Genomic DNA, 19,827 nt, shown 5'->3' with positions numbered 1-19,827 from the left:
TCTCGTATGCGCCTTTGTATATGTTATACGCGCCTCTCTTGTCCATTCCGGGGAAGAGGATTGGCGAAGCTACTAACAACCTAACTGACGTAAGGACGCTAACTTCAATTAGCGTCTTTTTTTGTTCCCTATAATAAGTTGACCTTGAGAATTACGAATGGACAGGTTGTGAAATGATCTTATATATCGTGGAAGTACAACCTGATGCGATTTATTGGTATAATATAACGGCAGATATATCACAAGGAAGTTGGCGAATAACTGATGAATTATAATCCGAGTCTGTCTATATATGACAATCTGGGTGGCGAGAAGACCCTAAGGAGCCTGGTTAAGGCGTTCTATCCTAAAGTCCAGGCACATCCGCTGCTCGGCCCGCTTTTTCCTGAGGATATATTTCCAGTGATGGAGAAGCAGTTTATGTTCCTGTCACAGTTCTTTGGAGGGCCTTCGTTGTATTCTGATCAATATGGCCACCCGATGATGCGCGCAAGACATATGCCCTTCCCGATTACCGAGGAGCGGGCGGAGGCTTGGCTTAGCTGTATGGCTTCCGCACTGCAGGAGATCGGGATAGAAGATCCGTTCAGGGCATTTATTCTCCAGCGTCTGTCTGGACCTGCGCATCACTTCATAAATACGCCACAATAGATTAAGGACAAATGACCTTCACTACACAATCAGATCCTTGAGAGAATGAAAGGGAGTAGGGCAAATTGGAACTGGAGCCGCTCTATACGATTAAGGTAACTTGTATTCAATGCGAACATGAATTTATGACATCAAGAGTGAGACCAAGCTTCAAACGGGCAGTGAAGACGGATACGGATTTCTGCCGTTATTATGCCAAGGAGAATCCCGATTTCTATGTTGTAAGGGTATGTCCTTCCTGCGGGTTTGCGTTCTCCGAGAATTTCGACGAACGTCTTAAGGAATCTCAGCGGGCAGAATTCAAGAAACAGATCGGGGACAGAATCAACCTTCGCGATTTCGGTGGGCCCCGGGACTGGGAAACCGCGCTGGAGACTTATAAACTTGCTTTGCTGTGCGCGCAGGTGGTCAAAGAGAAGGAGCGGATTATTTCGAGTCTGCTTCATCATATCGCCTGGTTGTACCGGTATAAGGAGCTTAAGGAACAGGAGCTGAGGTTCCTGGGGTTTAGTCTAGAATCCTATATCCGCGTGTACGAGCTTGAGGGAGCCGGGGCGAATGACGCCCGCCTCATGTATCTGATCGGTGAGCTGAACAGGCGTACCGGCAATTACTCTGAAGCCGTAAGGTGGTTCTCCAGAGTGATCAATGATAAGAAGATTATGGACGCGGCCATGATCAGGGCCTCCCGTGAGCAGTGGGCTGTTCTCAGAGAGGACATGCTTGCTGCGAAGCTGGAGATTCCCGAGGAGATGAATAGCTAGCTGGCAAAATAACCGCGGGAATCTCAGCCGTGAGATTCCCGCGGTATCATTATAAATAAGACAGGCTTGCTACCGCCGGATGTCCTGATCGGTAAGCAGATAATCCTGATCGCTGTCCACGACGGTTACCCTGTTGTAACAGCAGGGGAAGACGAGCAGCTTCTTCTTGCCTTCACGCACACTCTTAAGCTCCTGGGGCTTCATAGGGAGCAGAACATTCTCGCTTCCGCAGAAAGGACAGCTCTGTACATATACATCACCCATTACCACGTCATAGGGAAGTGTTCTTTCAAAAGGAATCATGACTTTGGCTTATCTTCTGAGCCGGCCTCTTCTTTGGCAAGCTCACTGATCTTTTGAAGTAAAATATGCTGCGGCATATGCATAAGGTTCTCTAAAGGGACCCCGAGTTTCTCGGCTAATTTCACAGCGGTTTCGGCTGATATTTGAAGTGGTCTCATATGGTTCCTCCTTATCTGCCCTGGAGGGCTATATCTTAGTTATACACTTTTGAGCCATAGTGGATCAATACAGCGACATACGAAAGGATGAGATGAAATGACACAACTGCAGAAGCCAGTAGGGCTGACATGGGATTTGGAAAGCGTATTTCCGGGAGGTTCCTCCTCCAAGGAGTTCGGACAATTCCTGAGCAAGCTTGAGCAGGATATCTCTGACCTTGCACGGCAGGTCAACGCTCTAGAAGCACCGCAATCGGTTGAAGATACGGTTTCTCTGGACGGGTTTATTGAAACCCTCCAAAGCGCATATTCCAGGCTGAGGGAAGCTTCCTCGTTCACCGAGTGCCTGACGGCACAGGACACGGCGGACAAGAAAGCAGTCCAATTGGCAGGTAAGATTACGTCCCTGAATGCTGCTCTGGAGGGAGTGAATACCCGTTTTGAGAATGTGCTTGGCAGCACGGAAGATGTGGTATTCACGGCATGGATCAACCGGGACGAGATTAAACCGATTGCTTTCGCACTGAACGAAAGCCGGGAGAAGACCCGGGAGAAGCTGCCTCCTGAGCAAGAAAATCTTGTTCTGGATCTGGCTGTGGATGGTTATCACGGATGGGGACAGCATTATGATACCATCGTCAGCAAGGTAACGATTCCGTTCAAGGACGAGAACGGGGAAGAGGTGCTGCTCTCTGCCGGTCAAGCCCATAACAAGCTGCACTCGCCTAACCGCGGAGTCCGCCAAGAGACCTTCGCCAAGTGGGAGGAGGCCTGGGAAGCTGCGGCGGATTACTGCGCAGACACCCTGAATCGGCTTGCGGGCTTCAGATTGAAGCTGTATGAGAAGCGCGGCTGGGACAGCGTGCTGAAGGAGCCGCTCAGCATCAATCGGATGTCCCAGGAGACGCTCGATACTATGTGGGCGGTTATTACCAAGAATAAACCGATATTTGTGAAGTATCTTGAACGCAAGGCTAAGCTTCTGGGGGTCGAACGCCTGAGCTGGGCTGATGTGGAGGCTCCGATCGGTTCTGCGGATGCTAAGATTGCCTACGACGATGCGGCTGAAGAGATTGTGAAACAGTTCAACGGCTTTAGCCCGAAGCTTGCGGATTTCACGGTCAAGGCCTTCAATCAGAACTGGGTGGAGGCAGAGGACCGTTCCGGCAAGAGGCCTGGCGGTTTTTGTACGTCTCTTACCGAAAGCAGCCAGACCCGAATTTTCATGACATACAGTGGTACGGCCTCCAATGTGTCAACGCTTGCACATGAACTTGGTCATGCCTATCACCAGCATGTGATGGACGGATTGCCGCCGTTCTGCCAGAACTATGCCATGAATGTGGCAGAGACCGCTTCCACCTTTGCGGAGATGATTCTGTCGGATGCGCAGGTGAAAAACGCGGCTAGTGATGAGGAGAAGATCGCACTTCTGGAGGATAAAATCCAGCGCAGTGTCGCTTTCTTTATGAACATTCATGCCCGCTTCCTGTTCGAGACCCGGTTCTACGAGAAGCGTAGAGAGGGTCTTCTGAACGCAGAAGAGATCTCGGCTTTGATGGTGGAAGCACAGAAAGAAGCGTATAATGGAGCGCTTGAATCCTACCATCCTCATTTCTGGGCATCCAAGCTGCATTTTTATATTACGGATGTTCCGTTCTACAACTTCCCGTATACCTTCGGCTACCTATTCAGCACAGGCATATTCGCACGGGCACAGCGTGAAGGGGAAGCGTTCGCCGAGAAGTATGATGCGCTTCTGCGTGATACCGGGCGCATGACGGTAGAGGATTTGGCACGTAAGCATCTGAACGTGGATCTGACTAAGCCTGATTTCTGGGAAGAGGCGGTTTCTCTTGCCGTAGCCGATGTGGAGTTGTTCCTAGAGATGACCAAGTAAATAATTGAATTTATAGGATGCATCCTTTTAGCCGGTTGATCAGGCTTCAAGGGTGCATTTCTTTATGTGCGGGTGGGGATTTTTGTCGTTATATAAGAAGAAATAGCGAATCATGAGGAAGAATAAAATTGAAAAATTATATCATATAGGCATATATACCCAATTTTGTAGGTTATTGTTGATGGGTATATTAGAATGGCATATAATGAGACGGAAGCCCTATATATAGGGGATTACATAGCGAAGGGAGGGTGGATATTGTTGAAAACTGACCAAATTTCTCTGCCAAGACAGCTTGATCTTGTGTTCAGAGAACTAGAAGCGGAGTTGGCCGGCCTGACTTCAGGCACGGTGTTTGTACAAATCCGCAACAATGTTATCGGCAAATTCGGTATCCGCCAGAATCCGATTAGTGGAAGAAATGGACATTTATCAGGAGGGGATAGCGGGTTAACGGCAGCCCAACAAGCTTCATTCAGAAAGATGGCTATCGAATCGCTTAATTTTAAGCGTCATTGGACGCATGGGGAGATCAGTTATGAATTTGCTCTCCGCCAGGATATGGTGATTGTGGATGCCACACTGGAGTCCAATTACAATATGGCTAATTTGATGATTCGTTATCCCAGGAAGGATGCAACCAGCACATATCAAGAGTGGTCTTAATATGTGAAATTTAGAACATACATAAAGCAGGACTTGTACCGGTACGCCTGGAGCGATATCTGGAAAGCCCTGCTTTTAAACCAAACTCAAGCTTTTACAGGTACCTGTGGTTTCAGGATTCCACTTGAATTAAACAGGATTAAGAACAAGATAAATGAGATAAAGGTCAGCATTGTTACGGACAGGAAAGTCCCTGTGGCCTGATAGAGTCCACCGGCGGCCGCAGCTCCAAGTGATGTTCCCAAATACATCAAGGCATTGGAAAGTGCCGCGATAGTGCCACGGGCTGTAGAAGACAGGCTCTGCAAGCAGCTGATCATTAGCGGAAATAAGGTGCCGCTAATCATGAAGATTACAAACAAACCGGCCTTGACCATCCAAAGATAAGGTGAATTAGCGAGCAGAAGATATATAAAACCGCTGATGGTTATCCCTATAAGCAAAGTTCTCTTCACCCCGATTCGCTGGACAATCGTTGCTCCCCCTAAACTGCCGATGGTATTTCCAAGGCCCAGGAACAGCATGACTCCACCAATGTCCGATACCCCCAGATGATATGATACCGACAACCAGGAACCTAAAAAGGAAAAAGCGGCAAAATTACCGAATTGGAATATGAAATACGCGCCAAAAGCGAGTACTGCCGTAGTAGAACGCAGAAGATATGTATAAGTTCTGATTAGAGACCGGTCCTCTCGGGCTTGTGCATCCTTCGTGTGGGGAAGCAGGCCAGGAAGCACGGCATGTGCCGCTATCCCAAGGAATAAGGCGATTAGTGCAAGCGCCACAAATGGAACACGCCAGTTCACCGAAGCAAGATAGCTGCCGATAGGCAGGCCCAGAAGCTGAGAAATGGACAGCCCGGCCGTGGCGATTCCCATGCCCTTAAGTATCTTATCTTTAGGTACCAGAAGAGGAATTGAAGCCCACACCTGGGGGGTGACAAACGCCGCACTCACCCCGGCGGCAAAGCGGAACAGGTTCATACTCCAGAAGTCAAATGCTGCGGCACACAGCCCAGTGGAAAGGGAGAAGCAGACGAGCCCCATAATCATAACTTTTTTGCGGTTTAGACGGTCGGACAAGGGGCCTGCGAGAAGTGCGAACAACGCATAACCTAGAGCATAGGCACTAACCATCCATCCGGCTGCACCGGCATTCACATGGAAAGTGGTTTGAAGCACAGGAAGAAGTGGGCTAATTAAAAAAGTATCCGTACCAATCACAAATATAATTAAAAATAGCAATCCCATCACAGCTGTATTCAAATCTTGATCCTCCTCAACATGATTCATTAGTTAAATAACTATTGAACTAATCATTAAAAAGATACCCGGATCACAGGGTGTCCAGGAATCCAGGCAAAAAACGGGTAAATGTGCTTTCATTAATCTGTATGTACTTTGTTTGCGCCTCTTTCCGTACAAGAATTAGTCCGGCCTCCCGCAGAGTACGAAAATGATAGGAAGCATTAGACTTGGAAGCTTCGCACCTGTCGCCCACTTCCCCGCAGCTCAGTTCAGCTTTGGTATCACGCAAAGTCCTGATGATCTGCAGTCGTGTTGGGTCAGCCAGGGCTTTCAACATATGCACCAGTGTCTCATCCTTGGATTTAAGTTGTTCAATAGTCATACAACAATGATATTCGATCCAGACAATTTGTCAATACTTCAATACAGTGTTGTAACAAAAAAACAAGCGGCCTGCCAAAGCAGACCGCCCGTTTTTATATCGAAGTTAGGAGAGAACGCAAATTATAGGTTAGAACGACCCGATAATTGCTGTTCTGCCAATTGCACCAGACGTTTTGTGATGTAGCCCCCGAGGGAACCATTTTCACGGGAAGTGTTGTCTCCAAGGTAACCATCTTGAGGAATAGTTACACCCAGCTCTTGAGCTGCCTCATATTTCAGTTGTTGGAGAGCTTGGTTAGCTTGAGGAACGATAAGGTTGTTGCTGCGACGACTTCCGCTGCGGCTGTTTGAACCTGCCATGTTTGTCACCTCCTTCGACCTTAGTGATGTTAGTATGGTTTTAGACTCATAAAATATGCACAAGAGATCAGAGTGAAAGAGGTGGTAATTATTAGGCTATCGCAGGCGGCTTCAGGCGTTTGAAAACTCCCAAAATAAAAAAGCGGTTACCGCCAGCTTGAACTGGTGCGACAACCGCTTGTTAGGCAAGATAGATTAAGAAGGATATACAATATCCAGATTCACCTGCAAAGCAAGCTGCTCGCCTGGCTGAAGATCTATCAGGCCTGTGACCTCATTAGGCAGCTTCAGATTTGGAGCATTTGGAATCCAGGTGTAGGGCTCAATGCAGAGAAACTGGTCTGCTTCCCCTTTCGTATAGAGAACCCAATGTTTGAAATATCTCGGATCTGCCGAGTAGCGGAGCGTGTATCCGTCCTTGCGCTGAAGATCAGCCTGAACAGGCTTGCCGCCTATGCTCAGCATGGTGTCGAAGTTCGTGCCTGCGAGATTAAGTCCTGTATTAAGGCGATCTAAATCTCCAAGAGAGGCTGTCTCGCCTGTAGTCACATTCTCTTCATCCAGCAGATAAGTCTCACTTACTGGAAGACGTAGGGTCCATTCGTCAGGTCGTCCATCGAGGAGGAACCAGGTATGTAGGCCTAGGCCGAACGGAGCCGGGGTTTCACCCAAATGGGTGATCTTGAACGTTTGGGACAGGGTTGCTCCCTGAAGTCTTAGGGTCATTTCGAGCTTCAGCGGTACCGGGTACTGACGGAGCCATTCCGGATCATCTGAGGTCAGAAACTCGGTGGTAATCGCGCAGCCTTCTTCGTCTTCTTCTATATCACTAACCCTCCAGCATTGGGTGCGGTGGAGTCCGTGAATATGATTGTCGTTCGCTGTATTGCGGTCGAATTGGTAGTGCTGCCCGGCATACTCGAATTCGCCTCTGCGGATTCTTCCGGGTGGAATCAGGAGAGGTATACCGAAGTGGTAAGGTTTCTGCAGATAAAAATCGAGTTCATTCTCCTCGGGCCGCCGCAGCACTTCACGCTGCTGCACCTTGTCCGTAAGGCCGATTACATTATTCCCGAGCCGTGGCAACAGTGTGACTTCAAGTTCGCGGCTATGTAAAATATAAGTGTCGTAGCCGTTCCATTGCCCTTTGGTCACTTTTTTCATATCGTTGCTCCTTTTCCCACTATAATCAAAATTCCAAAGCTAGACCTATCATAACACTTTTAAGGATGGACGGAAAATCTGATTTGACAGTATTGGTTAGGCACAATTATTATGGAAACATAAACTTGAGCGATATGCAATGCGTTGATGGGGAGAAGTAGTCAAAAGCACACCCTTACCAGAAAGCCGGTGGTGGATGCGAACCGGCAGGATGCTAGTGATGAATGGACCCCGGAGCGCCGAGAGGAACGGAGTCTGCCTTACAGGCAGTCATCCCAGTATGTTCGGCCGGTTGTTCCCCGTTAACAAGAACACAAAGGCTGCAGCATTCCCGTTTCGGAATGCCGGCGAATTAGGGTGGCACCACGGTCTCACGTCCCTTGCGGATGTGAGGCTTTTTTTGTGTTCTCAGAATAAAAAAAGAGGATATTCAGAATATCTATACAGAGGAGTAGAAAAAAATGAAAAAAATCGTTCTTTCCGGCATTCAGCCCAGCGGTAAGCTGACCCTGGGAAATTACATCGGGGCTATGCAAAATTTTGTTCAGCTTCAGCATGAGTATGATTGCAACTTTATGGTTGTGGATCTCCATGCGATCACAGTTGCCCAGGAGCCTGCCGCTTTACGTGAGCAATCCGAGTCGGTTGCCGCTTTGTTCATCGCGGCGGGAATTGACCCGAGCAAGGCAAACGTCTATATGCAGTCCCATGTGCCTCAGCACGCCCAGCTTGGCTGGATTCTGACCACCTTGACCTCGATGGGGGAACTTGAGCGTATGACCCAATTCAAGGACAAGTCCTCTGGCAAGGATTCGGTGGGTGCAGGATTATTCGTCTATCCTTCCCTGATGGCTGCGGATATTCTCTTGTATAATGCGGACCTTGTTCCGGTTGGGGAAGATCAGAAGCAGCATTTGGAGCTGACCCGGGATTTGGCCGGCCGGTTTAATCACAGATACGGGGATTTCTTTACAATCCCTGAGCCATATATTCCTAAAGTGGGCGCGCGTGTGATGTCCTTGGATGACGCCTCAAGCAAAATGAGCAAGAGCAATCCGAATGCAGGCAGTTATATTGCGCTGCTGGATTCACCCGCGGATATCCGCAAGAAGATCAGCCGCGCCACGACGGACTCCGGACGTGAGGTGAAATATGACCCGGCGAATAAACCGGAAGTCAGCAACCTGATCAGCATTTACAGCCAATGTTCAGGCCTGTCCATCAGCGAAGTGGAGCAGCGCTATGAAGGACAAATGTATGGTCCGTTCAAGAAGGATCTTGCTGAGGTTGTGGTCGCCAAGCTGGAGCCGATTCAGCAGCGGTACCGGGAGATCCGGGAATCGGGTGAAATTACCGAAATTCTCCGCCAAGGCGCCGAGCGGGCGGAGGCCATGGCTGCCAAGACCCTTGCCGAGGTGCAGGAAAGAATGGGTTTTCTACCTAAAGCATGACCGGGCGAAAAGCGAACTTTTATATGGACAGGCATTGATATGACAAAGGCCGGACAATAAGTCCGGCTTTTATACTGTCCGTCAGGCATGTGTCACCGAATTGTCATACAATGACTCCGATTGTTCAGTAATTGTCAAACACTAACCGTTTTTGATATGATAAAGTTTATAGCGAGGATGGATAAGATGTCCCGCTATGAACATATAAGGAGGAACTATCCGCGTGGGTAAACAATATAGTTACACTGCTCCTTCGGATTCCCCAGCTATAACTATGAGACCTTCACCGACTGGCGATACAGCCACATGGAGAGATTTTGTCGCTTTAACAAAGCCCGGAATCCTTCGCTCCAACCTGATTGCGGCATTTGCCGGTTTTTGGCTTGCCTCCGGTTGGAATTTACAATATGGAAAGCTGCTGCTTACACTTCTCGGCACCGTTCTGATTATGGCTTCCGCTTGCGTATTCAATAACTATTATGACCGTGAGCTTGACAGCAAGATGGAACGGACGAAGACTCGTGCCCTTCCTATCGGCAAGCTTACGCCTAACGTTGTGTTGTGGTATTCGATTATTCTGGGTATTCTGGGATTTGGCGTGTTGTTCGCGTTCTCCGGCTGGTTGGCCGGAATATGCGGAATTGTAGGGTTTGTTGTATATGCAGGTATTTACACGATGTGGTTGAAGCGCTCCTCTACCTGGAGCACCTCTGTAGGAGCGATTTCGGGCGCTGCCGTACCGGTTATCGGTTATGTGGCCGTATCCGGCAAGATTGACTTGGCCGCCGTTCTGCTGTTCGCCCTTCTATTCCTGTGGCAGCCGCCCCATTTCTGGGCGCTTGGCATCCGGCGGGTTGAAGAATACCGTGCAGCCGGGTTCCCGCTGCTGCCTGTTGTGAAAGGCATCAAGAGAACGAAGTTCCAGATGATTCCTTATCTCGCTCTTCTGCTGCCGATTCCTCCGTTGATGTATGCGTATGGATACACAGGAATCTGGTTCCTGATTATTGGTGAGGCGCTTGCCGTAATTTGGCTGGTCATGGCCTTGGCAGGCTTCAGCAAGAAGACGGATAACGATACCTGGGCCAAAAAAGTATTTCTTTTCTCCATCAGTTATTTAATGTTCACTCTGCTTGTCCTGATTCTGGATACAGTTCACCATTAATCTCTGTTGGTTGCCTGAGAATCCCATGGGAACATGGGGTTCTTTTTTTAGATATCCATTCATTAAGGAGGCTTAAGTTGTGACACTGCTTAAGAAATACAAGTGGAGTTTTACTCTGCTTGCGATCTGTGTGATTTTGGCGGGTTATCTTCTTATTGATACATACAGCAAGCCCAAAATTCCAGTCATTAGACCCGTTCAGAATTTTTCAATGGAAAATGTGGATGGAAAGACTGTCACATTGCAGGATACGAACGGGAAGGTCCGGCTCTTTTATTTCTTTTTTACCAATTGTCCTGACGTATGTCCAATCTCCACTTTCAAAATGTCCCAGATTCAGAATCAATTGAAGAAGGACGGCTTGTTTGGCAAGGATGTCAGCTTTGTATCCGTGTCCTTCGATCCTGTCCGGGATACCCGGGAGAAGATCAAGGAATTTGGGGACAAATTCAGTGCTGACTACAGCGGCTGGTATTTCCTTCGCGGCGACGAGAAACAGACAGCCGATTTCGCGATGAATACGTTCCAGTTCATTGTAAACAAGGACCGGGATGGCAATTTCATGCACTCGGACCTGATTGCGCTGGTGGACCGGGAAGGCAACTACCGCAAATATTACAAGGATGACGTAACCGCGAAGGAAATTGCGGAAGAGGTTGAACGGTTGGCTAAGGAATAGGAGACCCCGGTTAAATTCGGAGGCTTGTAATCAGAAGCTGGCTGGAGGGTACATAATGTACTCTTCCAGGCCGGCTTTTTCCAATTGCTTAATAATGTATTCGTCAGGAGTCCCCTCGACACCTGCATAACCCCGGCTGGTATAAATATGGCCGGCGTCCGGGAAGGCGTCCCGGAGAATTCCCCGGATTCTTTTGCCGGAAGAGTCGTTATCCATAAAAAGATAGGTCTCCTCGTCCCTGATCTTTCGGCGGAGCTGCTCCAATTTAAGTGTGTTCAGCGTGCCGAAGGTGCACAGAATCTCGACTTCGTCGTTCAGGACGCGGCGCAGCTTGCTCTTGTCGTTCTTGCCCTCCACAATAATGTATATTGGCATAATGGCTCACCTCGCAGGTTAGGGTTTCTTCTGTTAGTTTAAACCGCACCCTCTTTTCCATGCAAAATAAAAGAGACCTGCCCTGTGTAGCGGGCAAGTCTCTGAGTTTGGGTGTATACCCATACATGTATGATGTTCTTAGAAGAAAGGTGTGCGGAGGATGATTACAAGAAGAATGTACAGAACAAGGATAGTGCCTGTGGATGTCCAGAATCCATATCCAGGTCCGACAGGTCCAGGACCGCAATGATCGACGTGACTCATGATATTCACCTGCCTTCAAGTAATGGTGATTACATAAGCAGATTATGCAGGCAGGGCTAATGTGTCTTGTGCGGCAGCCTATAACGAACCATGGATTAAACCGCAGATTAAACCACCGCGGGAGGAGTCTGTCCGGCGGTACGTTCAGCTTTGGACCTCTTGCGCATTGGCGGAACTGTTANGAAGAAAGGTGTGCGGAGGATGATTACAAGAAGAATGTACAGAACAAGGATAGTGCCTGTGGATGTCCAGAATCCATATCCAGGTCCGACAGGTCCAGGACCGCAATGATCGACGTGACTCATGATATTCACCTGCCTTCAAGTAATGGTGATTACATAAGCAGATTATGCAGGCAGGGCTAATGTGTCTTGTGCGGCAGCCTATAACGAACCATGGATTAAACCGCAGATTAACCCACCGCGGGAGGAGTCTGTCCGGCGGTACGTTCAGCTTTGGCCCTCTTGCGCATTGGCGGAACTGTTACAAGCAGAAGCATCAGCAGGGGGAAAGCCAGGAAGTAGGGCGAGAGGGTGTGGCGGATCTGGCCCGCCAGCACCGGACCGAGAAAAGCGCCCAGCGACATCGCAATGGATTGCAGGGAGAATACGGTGCCCAGTCTTTTACCGCCGCTCAGCTCGATGAACAAAGAGGCCATGGCCGGGAATAGCACTCCCTTTGCCATGCCGAGAAAGACCAGCGATACGGCCAGCGGAATATTCCAGTTCGCGGCCATGGAGTAGAACGCCAGCGCCATGCCCAGCACGCCAGTGGTAGCCCGTACGTAAGGGGAGTACCTGTGCAGGAAGAGCATACACAAGGTGACCAGAGCTCCCAGGCTGAGCAGTGAGAAGTAGAGTCCGGTATTGAGAATGCCCGAGATGCCCCCTGCCTGCAGCGGAAGCTCGAAGAACAGGATGCCTTGGGAGCAGGCTACAGCCAGGGGTAGCAGGTAGAACCTTAGGGGAATCACACGGAACCCGGTGGTTTGGATTTCGTCATAGCCCTTGGTCAGATGTCTCGAAACTGCCGGGGTGCTTCCCTGGTTTCCCTTGACCAGGAAGACCGCAATGATGCCGGTTCCGATAAGCAGCCAGCCGAGGGATTGGAAGGTGGAAGCGAATCCGGCCTGAGCGACGAGGAATGCCCCGGCAGCCGGGGAGACCACGGAAGCAAGGGTATGCATGACCCCGTGCCCGGCCATCAGCTTACCCTGCTTGATCGGGTCTTGGGACAGCGATGCAAGGAGAGCAAGGCAGGCGGGGGCCAAGAAGGCCAGCACGAAGCCGCTCATTGATCTAAGCATCAGAAGCTGCCAAGGGGCGGTGACATGAGCTTGCAGTAGGAGGACGATCCCGGCCGAAATCAGGCTGAATATGAGATATCGGCGGCTGCCGTGTTTATCCACGCCCCTGCCGGCAAGCAAATTTCCAGGCAGATGAGTGATGGAGTAAATGCCCATCATCCAGCCGATAAAGGTGGGGGCGGCCCCGAGCGACAGGGCGAACGGCGTCAGGATCGGATACTGGGCGTGCAGGTCAAAAAAAGCGATGAACATAAAAAAATACAGCCAAAATGCGATCTTCATACCGTCCCTCCTTAAAGTTTTGCGAAGCAAAACTCGCTTCGAAAGCATGAGCTTAAAGTTTTGCGAAGCAAACTCACTTCGAAAGCATGAGCTTAAAGTTTTGCGAAGCAAAACTCACTTCGAAAGCGTAGGCTTAGTTTTGCAAAGCAAGTTTCAAAAGCATGTGCTCCGTTATGCAAAACCCGCTTCGAAAGCCTGAGCTGAGCTTGGGCGTTGCCGGTCTGCTTCAGCCAGTCGGCGAACCATATGCTCTACTTGTACGTTTTGAGGGACGAACTTATGCTGTTTTTTAAATTTTATTTGGATAAAAGGGCTGGATACAGTCCCCAAGAGGGGTTAGGCTGACACCAGGTGTGGCCATCATGTATAATGTAAAAGGCAACTTGGCGCTTTGCCCGTCGTGCTCCACCAACAAATGATAATTAGGAGTGTATAAAGAAGGATGGACGTTCAAGTTTGGATTGAGTTTTTTAAACAAAACTGGCTTGTGCTTGTAATTGCTTTGGTTGTGCTGCTGCTGATTGCCAACCTGGTTAAGACTGTAGTCAAATGGGGGCTCATTCTTGTCATTGTGGCATTCGTGGTGATTTATAGCGGAATGTCCTTGAAGGACCTTGGACAGGTGGCATCCACGCTGACCACCCAGACAACAGATGCAGTCAAGAGCGAAGCTATTAAGATGATGACAAGTGAAGCCAAGGAAGCAAAGTTCACTAGAAAAGCGGATGGCACCTTTGTGATCAAGTCGCCGAATCTTGAGGTTAGCGGGAGTGCGGACAGTGATAAGGTGAAAGTCACCTTCCGGGACGTCTCGCTGGGCGAATGGAGCCGGAGCGATGCTTTGAATGCTTTTATACAGGAAGCTAAGAGGAACTCGAAATAAATTACGATCATTTTGAGTCCAGACGATCAAAGAGAGGGGCTATTTGACGTGCCAGATTGGGTTCAAAATGTGCAAAATTATAATTTTATCAATCTGTTATTAATTTTGATCATGGCGGTCTCTGTCCTGCAGGGCTTGATCAGAGGGGGATCGAGGTCGGCAGGCCGCCTATTCTCCCTGATCAGCGGAGGTGTCCTCTCCTTGGCGGGGATTGCCCTATCCGTGCCTTTGGCGATGTGGCTGTCGCCCATTGTGCAGAAGTGGCTGACCAGTATTGACCTGCCGTCCAGAGATTTAAACAAGTGGGAGCAAATATATTACACACTGATTACTGCAATCCGTGAGTTTCCGCTCATGCGGTTCGCAGTTGTTTTTATTATCGGGTATTGGGTGGTCCGGTCCGTACTCGGTCTGCTTGCCGCACTTGTATTTGGCGGAGCATCCCTTATCCACCGCTTTGGTGGTGGGAGTGACCGGCCTGCGTCCCTGCTCAGCCGTTTGGCTGGCGCAGGCATCGGTGCGGTCATCGGTGCGGCCCGCTGTATCGTCGTTATCGCTGTGCTGTTTATCGTTGTTACCCTGTATCCGAACAGCGGCTTCAGCCGTTATGTTGAAGCTTCACCTGTGTATCGCGAGGGGGCCCAGTCTATTATTGAGCCTTTATCGGGCAATCTGATCAAGGAGAAGCTTCCCGTCTTCACCCGAAGTGTGGAGGAAGAGCTGAATGGGATCATGCAGCGCAGATATGAGGTGCTTGACGCCCAGGTTCCCGATAACATTGTGGATGCGGCAGCAGTTGTTGTGAAGGGGGCCACCACGGACGAGGAGAAGGCGCGTAAGCTGTATGATTGGGTAGGCACGCGAATCAGCTATGACTATGACAAAGTCAAGGATTACGAAGAGAAGCAGATCTGGCATGAACAGACACCTGCTATGACGTTTGAAACCAGACGAGGGGTATGTATTGATTATGCCCGTCTGTACGCAGTCATGGCCCGTTCACAGGGCCTGAAGGTGAAGGTAATTACCGGACTTGGTTATAACGGTCAGGGTGGATACGGTCCCCATGCCTGGAACGAGGTTTACCTGAGTGAAAAAGGGAAATGGGTGCCGCTTGATCCGACCTGGGCTCAAAGCGGGGACTGGTTCAACCCGAAGGCTTTTAACGAGACACATATTGCGGATAAAGCCATATAGGATCTGGCTTGAGAGAAATTCGCCTAGTCCGATTACCCTGTGATAAAATACGGGAAGAACTATTAAGCATCAGGGAGGCTACAGGGGAAAACCAATGAAAAAGAATTACGAGGATGACCCGCGGGAGAAACAGGCCGCGCAGCAGCGTCATTTTAATATTCGTCTTAATCTGTTTTTTTTCACCGCATTTGCTATATTTACCGTGATTATTGTGCGTCTGGCTATACTTCAATTTGTGGAAGGTCCCAAGCTGGTTAAGCAGGGTGGCAATCTGGCTGTTAAGGATATTCCGCTGCCACCAACCCGGGGTACGATATATGACCGGCAGAATGTGAAGTTAGCTTATTCCACGCCGGTTCAATCGCTGTATATGACACTTACCAAGGAGTATACAGGAAAGAACGAGGCGAATGCCCAGGCTCTAGCCACTAAGCTGGTTGCCAAGTTCAATGAGCTCGGTGATTCGAACGGTGAGAAGCTGACCGTGAAAGACGTGGTGGAAGCGATGGATCTGAAGTCCAAGCTTAGCGGCGGATTCGCCCCGCGTCGTCTGAAGGTGGGATTGTCCAACAAGGAAGTTGCTTATTTCATGGAACACAAGAGCGAATATCCTGGGATTGATGTCGTTGAGGAAAGTATCCGTAACTACTATACGGACCCAAGTAACGGCATAAACGGTATTGCGGTTCAAACGGTAGGTTACATCAAGAAGTTTAAAGGAGCTTCGACTGTGCTGGACTTCTACAAGAAGAAGGTCGGACAGGCGGATGATCCAGCTCTGCAGTATACCGATACAGAGGATGTAGGCTTTGACGGGATTGAGTACCAGTACCAGGATGAGCTGCGCGGCCGGAATGGCTTCAAGAGTGTGTCCGTCGACCCGCGCAACATGGCCAGTGGGGTTACCGAGATTACTCCACCAGAGAAGGGCCATGATGTCTATCTGAACATTGACAGCAAGATCCAAACGGCGACCCAAAAAGCCATCATGGACCAGTTGTCCTGGCTTCATACCCACCCGGTGAGCGGCCAGTATCACATGAATGCCAGAACCGGTTTTGCCGTTGCGATGGAAGTGGATACAGGCAATGTTGTGGCCATGGCAAGCATGCCGGACTATGATCCAAATGTATGGCGTACCGGGGGGATCTCCGGCGATAACTACGATAAAATCAAAAACGTGTACCAGAACGGCACCATCAGATCCTTCGGTTCGGGCCAGAAGGGCCAGCACCCGGAATCCGTGGTTCTACTCGGGTCCACGATCAAGCCGCTCTCTGTGCTGATTGGCTTGAATGATGGATTGTTTACAACAAGCACGCCTTATTATGATAAGGGGTATGCTACCTTTGGTAAGAATGACTCCTCCAAGGTCCGCAACTCCCAAGGGCACGTGTATGGTTATCTGAACAGCCCGGCTGATGCAATCCGGCACTCCTCGAATACTTTCATGGTTGATATGGTCGGGGAGAGGCTTTACAAGAAGTATGGAGAGAAGGGCATCGGGCTTTGGGATGAATACATGAAGAAGTTTGGGCTTGGGGTCTCTACGGGAGTAGATCTGCCTAATGAATATCTTGGTTTCCGGGAGTACACGAATAAGAAGGAAACGGCCTTGTCACGGTTGGCCTATGCCTCCTTCGGCCAACAGGGGAAATACACAACCCTCCAGCTGGCACAGTACACGACCATGCTGGCAACCCGGGGGAAACGTATGGAGCCCCACATCGTCAGCATGATTAAAGACTCCAAGGGGAACATTATTAAGAAGTTCACACCTAAGGTATTGAATGAGGAGAATTTCAAGAGTTCATACTGGAACGAAATCATTAAGGGGATGGCTACGGATGTAAGCTCCTTTGACAATTTCCCTTATGATTTTGCCCGTAAGACAGGGACATCCACTCAGTTGGTTGGTCACAAGAACGTGGATAACGGGGTGTTCATCGCCTTTGCGCCGCGCAATAAGCCGAAGCTGGCTGTAGCGGTTGTCATTCCTGAAGGGGGATTCGGTGCTCAGAGTGCGGCTCCTATAGCCCGGAAGATATTCGATGCTTATGATATGGAATATGGTCTTGACGGCATTCCGAAGAAGACGCTTCAGAACCAGTCCGGCAATCAGGACGGGAAGAGCGGTCAGACCAACGGGGCCGGGAATCGATAATTAAATACAGGAATTGTCTAAACGAAGCTGTCTTTGGAATTACATTCTAAGGGCAGCTTTTTTTGATGCACTTTCCTAGGACCTGCGTATTTAGTTATCCAATTGTAACCAATATTGGCGCATAGCTATGATACGATGGAACTGGTTATCGAGAGAGGAAGGAGTTGGAAGCGGGTATGAAGTTCAGTGAGGACCGCAGCAGTATAGAAGAGGAGGTCACCAAGAAAAGGCAATCCCATCTCCGCCTAAACTTATTTTTCTTCGGATCGTTTATCATTTTTACCGTCATCATCCTGCGTCTTGCCGTGCTTCAGTTCGTAGAGGGCCCTAAGCTTGTTCCCGGAACAGAGGACCCGAATGTCAAAAATGTGCCGCTTCCTCCTATTAGGGGAACGATCTATGATGCTTCCCATGAGAAGCTGGCTTATTCGACCCCGGTGCAGTCATTGTACATAACTTTAAACGCTGAGTATAAATTTCTTCCGAAGGCAATTAAGCTTGGGGAAGAGCTTATGGCTAAATTCAAAGAGCTTGGTGATCCCACGCAGGAGCAGCAGGAGCTTAAGGACATCATTTATGCGATGGATATCCTGTCCATGCGCAGCGGAGGATTCGAACCCCGAAGAATAAAAGCAGGACTAAGTAAAGATGAAGTTGCTTATTTCATAGAGAATAAATCTAAATATCCGGGGCTTTATATTGTGGAAGAGAGTGTCCGCAACTATTACAACGATAGCAAAAGCGGGGTCAACGGCGTTGCGGTTCAGACTGTAGGATATATTAAGAAATTTAAGGGAGCTTCGACGAGTCTTAAAGTATATAAGAAGATCAGGGAGAAGAAGAACGATGATCCGGCGCTTCAATATACAGAGCTTGAAGACGTAGGGTACGATGGATTGGAGCTCCAGTATCAAGATGTGCTCAGGGGGAAGAACGGCTTCAGAAGCGTCTCCGTAGACCCTAAAAATATGGCCAAGGGTCTGGAGGGAATAACCCCGCCTGAGAGGGGGAATGATCTGTACCTCAATATTCATAAGGATATTCAGATTGCCGCCCAGAAAGCGATATCTGAGCAGCTGACCTGGCTTCATTCCCACCTCGTGAATGGAAGAACTCATCCGAATGCCCGAGCCGGTTATGCAGTGGCGATGGAGGTGGATACAGGCAAGGTGGTGGCTATGGCGAGCATGCCGGACTACGATCCGAATGTGTGGCGGACAGGCGGGATCACCCATGACGATTTCGATAAAATCAAATACATTTATCAAAATGGCACAATCCGCTCCTTCCGCCCCAGCGAGGCCAAAAATCGTCTTGAATCTGTTGTGTACCTGGGGTCAACGATTAAACCGCTTACCGTGCTGATCGGTTTAAACGAAGGATATTTTGGTCCGTACTCAACATATTATGACAAAGGGTATGCCGAATTTGGGAAAGACAATACCCGGATTAAAAATTCCTCAGGGCATGTGCTTGGTGCCATTTCCCCACAGGAGGCAATTAAGGAATCCTCTAACGCCTTCATGATTGATATGGTCGGGCTTAAGATGTACAGCAGCAAAGGTAAGGATTCGATCGAGCTTTGGGACAAATACATGAAGCGGTTTGGACTCGGTATCCCGACAGGGGTAGATCTCCCCAACGAATACGAGGGTGGGCGGGATTATTACACGAACAAGAAAGAGACCACCCAATCGAAGATGGCCCGGGCCGCCTTTGGGCAGGAGGGGAAATATACAACGATGCAGCTCGCCCAGTACACGGCCATGCTTGCCTCGAAGGGTCGCCGGATGGAGCCTCATATTGTGGATACGATCAGGGACAGCTCTGGCAAGGTGATTAAGAAGTTCGAACCCAAAGTACTTGGGAAGGCCGAATTTAGTGAGGCACATTGGAACGTAATTCATAAAGGGATGGCGACCAAGGTGAGTTCGTTCGAGGGATTTAAGTATGATTTCGCCCGTAAAACAGGGACATCCACCCAATGGGCGGGAAGAGAAAATGTGGATAACGGGGTGTTCATCGCTTTCGCTCCCCGCAATAAGCCCAAACTTGCTATTGCGGTAATGATTCCTGAAGCCGGCTTCGGAGCACAAAGCGCGGCGCCGGTCGCCCGGAAGATTTTTGACGCATATGATTCCGTATATGGCTTGGACGGAGTTCCGAAGGGACAGATGAGCCAGAATGCTGATAATTCCAATGTTTCTAAGGACACCACTCGGTAAAACAGATGTATATCATTTGCAGCACTTGGTGCAGAGGTTTGACGATGGCGCCCAAATCTAAGGCATAGGGGGAAAACCCCTTGCCTTATTTTTGATTATTGAATAAAATTGCATTAAGGAAACATTGTTTTATAGAGGAAAATCTCGAGGGGATTGTTCCAGAGTCCGTCCGTGTCCTGATCCCCATCAAGAACTTAAAGGAGTTGGCATCCATGGAAGTCAAGATCAAGAAAAGC

At 49.3% G+C, this 19,827-nt stretch carries 19 protein-coding genes and 1 other annotated feature; of the genes, 11 read left to right on the top strand and 8 right to left on the bottom strand.

Annotation, left to right across the window (positions count from 1 at the left end; genetic code table 11):
* The first annotated feature begins 264 nt into the window (after window positions 1-264).
* Together BN6628_RS20255 and BN6628_RS20250 are read left to right on the top strand one after the other, a co-directional pair.
* Window positions 265-651 carry a globin domain-containing protein gene (locus tag BN6628_RS20255; RefSeq protein WP_068620142.1) on the top strand — a complete coding sequence of 129 codons (387 nt, stop codon included), beginning with the start codon at window positions 265-267 and terminating at the stop codon, window positions 649-651.
* 65 nt (window positions 652-716) lie between these two features.
* Entirely contained in the window at window positions 717-1,415 is a 699-nt protein-coding gene (locus tag BN6628_RS20250) for a DUF2225 domain-containing protein (protein ID WP_068620141.1), read from the top strand.
* A 69-nt stretch (window positions 1,416-1,484) separates the two neighbouring features.
* On the opposite strand, the gene BN6628_RS20245 is transcribed toward BN6628_RS20250, so the two are convergent.
* Together BN6628_RS20245 and BN6628_RS20240 are read right to left on the bottom strand one after the other, a co-directional pair.
* A complete protein-coding gene (locus tag BN6628_RS20245) occupies window positions 1,485-1,718 on the bottom strand; it encodes a hypothetical protein (RefSeq protein ID WP_068620140.1) in 234 nt (77 codons plus the stop codon).
* Window positions 1,715-1,876 carry a YycC family protein gene (locus tag BN6628_RS20240; protein ID WP_068620139.1) on the bottom strand — a complete coding sequence of 54 codons (162 nt, stop codon included), beginning with the start codon at window positions 1,874-1,876 and terminating at the stop codon, window positions 1,715-1,717. The genes BN6628_RS20245 and BN6628_RS20240 overlap by 4 nt, the downstream gene beginning before the upstream one ends.
* A gap of 97 nt (window positions 1,877-1,973) precedes the next feature.
* Between BN6628_RS20240 and BN6628_RS20235 the strand changes: the two genes are divergently transcribed.
* Together BN6628_RS20235 and BN6628_RS20230 are read left to right on the top strand one after the other, a co-directional pair.
* Entirely contained in the window at window positions 1,974-3,776 is a 1,803-nt protein-coding gene (locus BN6628_RS20235) for a M3 family oligoendopeptidase (RefSeq protein ID WP_068620138.1), read from the top strand.
* Window positions 3,777-4,034: 258 nt separating this feature from the next.
* Entirely contained in the window at window positions 4,035-4,442 is a 408-nt protein-coding gene (locus BN6628_RS20230; protein ID WP_068620137.1) for an O-methyltransferase, read from the top strand.
* Between the two features lie 86 nt (window positions 4,443-4,528).
* On the opposite strand, the gene BN6628_RS20225 is transcribed toward BN6628_RS20230, so the two are convergent.
* The 4 genes from BN6628_RS20225 to BN6628_RS20210 form a co-directional block, all read right to left on the bottom strand.
* Window positions 4,529-5,695, bottom strand: a complete 1,167-nt coding sequence (locus BN6628_RS20225) for an MFS transporter (protein ID WP_148449332.1) — start codon at window positions 5,693-5,695, stop codon at window positions 4,529-4,531.
* 85 nt (window positions 5,696-5,780) lie between these two features.
* Window positions 5,781-6,074, bottom strand: coding sequence for an ArsR/SmtB family transcription factor (locus BN6628_RS20220; RefSeq protein WP_068620135.1), 294 nt, complete (start codon window positions 6,072-6,074; stop codon window positions 5,781-5,783).
* A gap of 122 nt (window positions 6,075-6,196) precedes the next feature.
* The gene (locus BN6628_RS20215) at window positions 6,197-6,436 is read right to left on the bottom strand and encodes an alpha/beta-type small acid-soluble spore protein (RefSeq protein ID WP_068620134.1); all 240 of its coding nucleotides are present in this window, start codon (window positions 6,434-6,436) and stop codon (window positions 6,197-6,199) included.
* 195 nt (window positions 6,437-6,631) lie between these two features.
* A complete protein-coding gene (locus tag BN6628_RS20210; protein WP_068620133.1) occupies window positions 6,632-7,600 on the bottom strand; it encodes an aldose 1-epimerase in 969 nt (322 codons plus the stop codon).
* Window positions 7,601-7,735: 135 nt separating this feature from the next.
* Window positions 7,736-7,984, top strand: a binding site (T-box leader).
* 77 nt (window positions 7,985-8,061) lie between these two features.
* Here BN6628_RS20210 and trpS point away from each other — a divergent pair.
* From trpS to BN6628_RS20195, 3 genes are all read left to right on the top strand, one after another.
* A complete protein-coding gene (gene trpS, locus BN6628_RS20205) occupies window positions 8,062-9,051 on the top strand; it encodes a tryptophan--tRNA ligase (RefSeq protein ID WP_068620132.1) in 990 nt (329 codons plus the stop codon).
* A 274-nt stretch (window positions 9,052-9,325) separates the two neighbouring features.
* Window positions 9,326-10,216, top strand: coding sequence for a heme o synthase (cyoE, locus tag BN6628_RS20200; RefSeq protein WP_068622492.1), 891 nt, complete (start codon window positions 9,326-9,328; stop codon window positions 10,214-10,216).
* Between the two features lie 79 nt (window positions 10,217-10,295).
* Window positions 10,296-10,895 carry an SCO family protein gene (locus BN6628_RS20195; protein ID WP_068620131.1) on the top strand — a complete coding sequence of 200 codons (600 nt, stop codon included), beginning with the start codon at window positions 10,296-10,298 and terminating at the stop codon, window positions 10,893-10,895.
* Window positions 10,896-10,925: 30 nt separating this feature from the next.
* On the opposite strand, the gene BN6628_RS20190 is transcribed toward BN6628_RS20195, so the two are convergent.
* Together BN6628_RS20190 and BN6628_RS20185 are read right to left on the bottom strand one after the other, a co-directional pair.
* The gene (locus BN6628_RS20190) at window positions 10,926-11,270 is read right to left on the bottom strand and encodes a ribonuclease M5 (RefSeq protein ID WP_068620130.1); all 345 of its coding nucleotides are present in this window, start codon (window positions 11,268-11,270) and stop codon (window positions 10,926-10,928) included.
* Between the two features lie 676 nt (window positions 11,271-11,946).
* Window positions 11,947-13,122, bottom strand: coding sequence for an MFS transporter (locus tag BN6628_RS20185; protein WP_068620129.1), 1,176 nt, complete (start codon window positions 13,120-13,122; stop codon window positions 11,947-11,949).
* A gap of 442 nt (window positions 13,123-13,564) precedes the next feature.
* On the opposite strand from BN6628_RS20185, the gene BN6628_RS20180 reads away from it, so the two are divergent.
* From BN6628_RS20180 to BN6628_RS20165, 4 genes are all read left to right on the top strand, one after another.
* Complete coding sequence (locus BN6628_RS20180; protein ID WP_068620128.1) at window positions 13,565-14,005, top strand: hypothetical protein; 441 nt, start codon at window positions 13,565-13,567, stop codon at window positions 14,003-14,005.
* Between the two features lie 111 nt (window positions 14,006-14,116).
* The gene (locus tag BN6628_RS20175; protein WP_082927141.1) at window positions 14,117-15,202 is read left to right on the top strand and encodes a transglutaminase domain-containing protein; all 1,086 of its coding nucleotides are present in this window, start codon (window positions 14,117-14,119) and stop codon (window positions 15,200-15,202) included.
* Window positions 15,203-15,296: 94 nt separating this feature from the next.
* A complete protein-coding gene (locus BN6628_RS20170) occupies window positions 15,297-17,366 on the top strand; it encodes a peptidoglycan D,D-transpeptidase FtsI family protein (protein WP_068620126.1) in 2,070 nt (689 codons plus the stop codon).
* Window positions 17,367-17,542: 176 nt separating this feature from the next.
* On the top strand, window positions 17,543-19,591 hold the full coding sequence (locus tag BN6628_RS20165) for a peptidoglycan D,D-transpeptidase FtsI family protein (RefSeq protein WP_068620125.1): 2,049 nt from the start codon (window positions 17,543-17,545) through the stop codon (window positions 19,589-19,591).
* Window positions 19,592-19,827: the final 236 nt, after the last annotated feature.

Origin of the sequence: Paenibacillus tuaregi (genome assembly GCF_900086655.1) — a bacterium.
Lineage (GTDB): Bacteria > Bacillota > Bacilli > Paenibacillales > Paenibacillaceae > Fontibacillus > Fontibacillus tuaregi.
The sequence above is the reverse complement of the archived record's forward strand: the minus strand, read 5'-3'. Positions and strand labels throughout refer to the sequence as shown.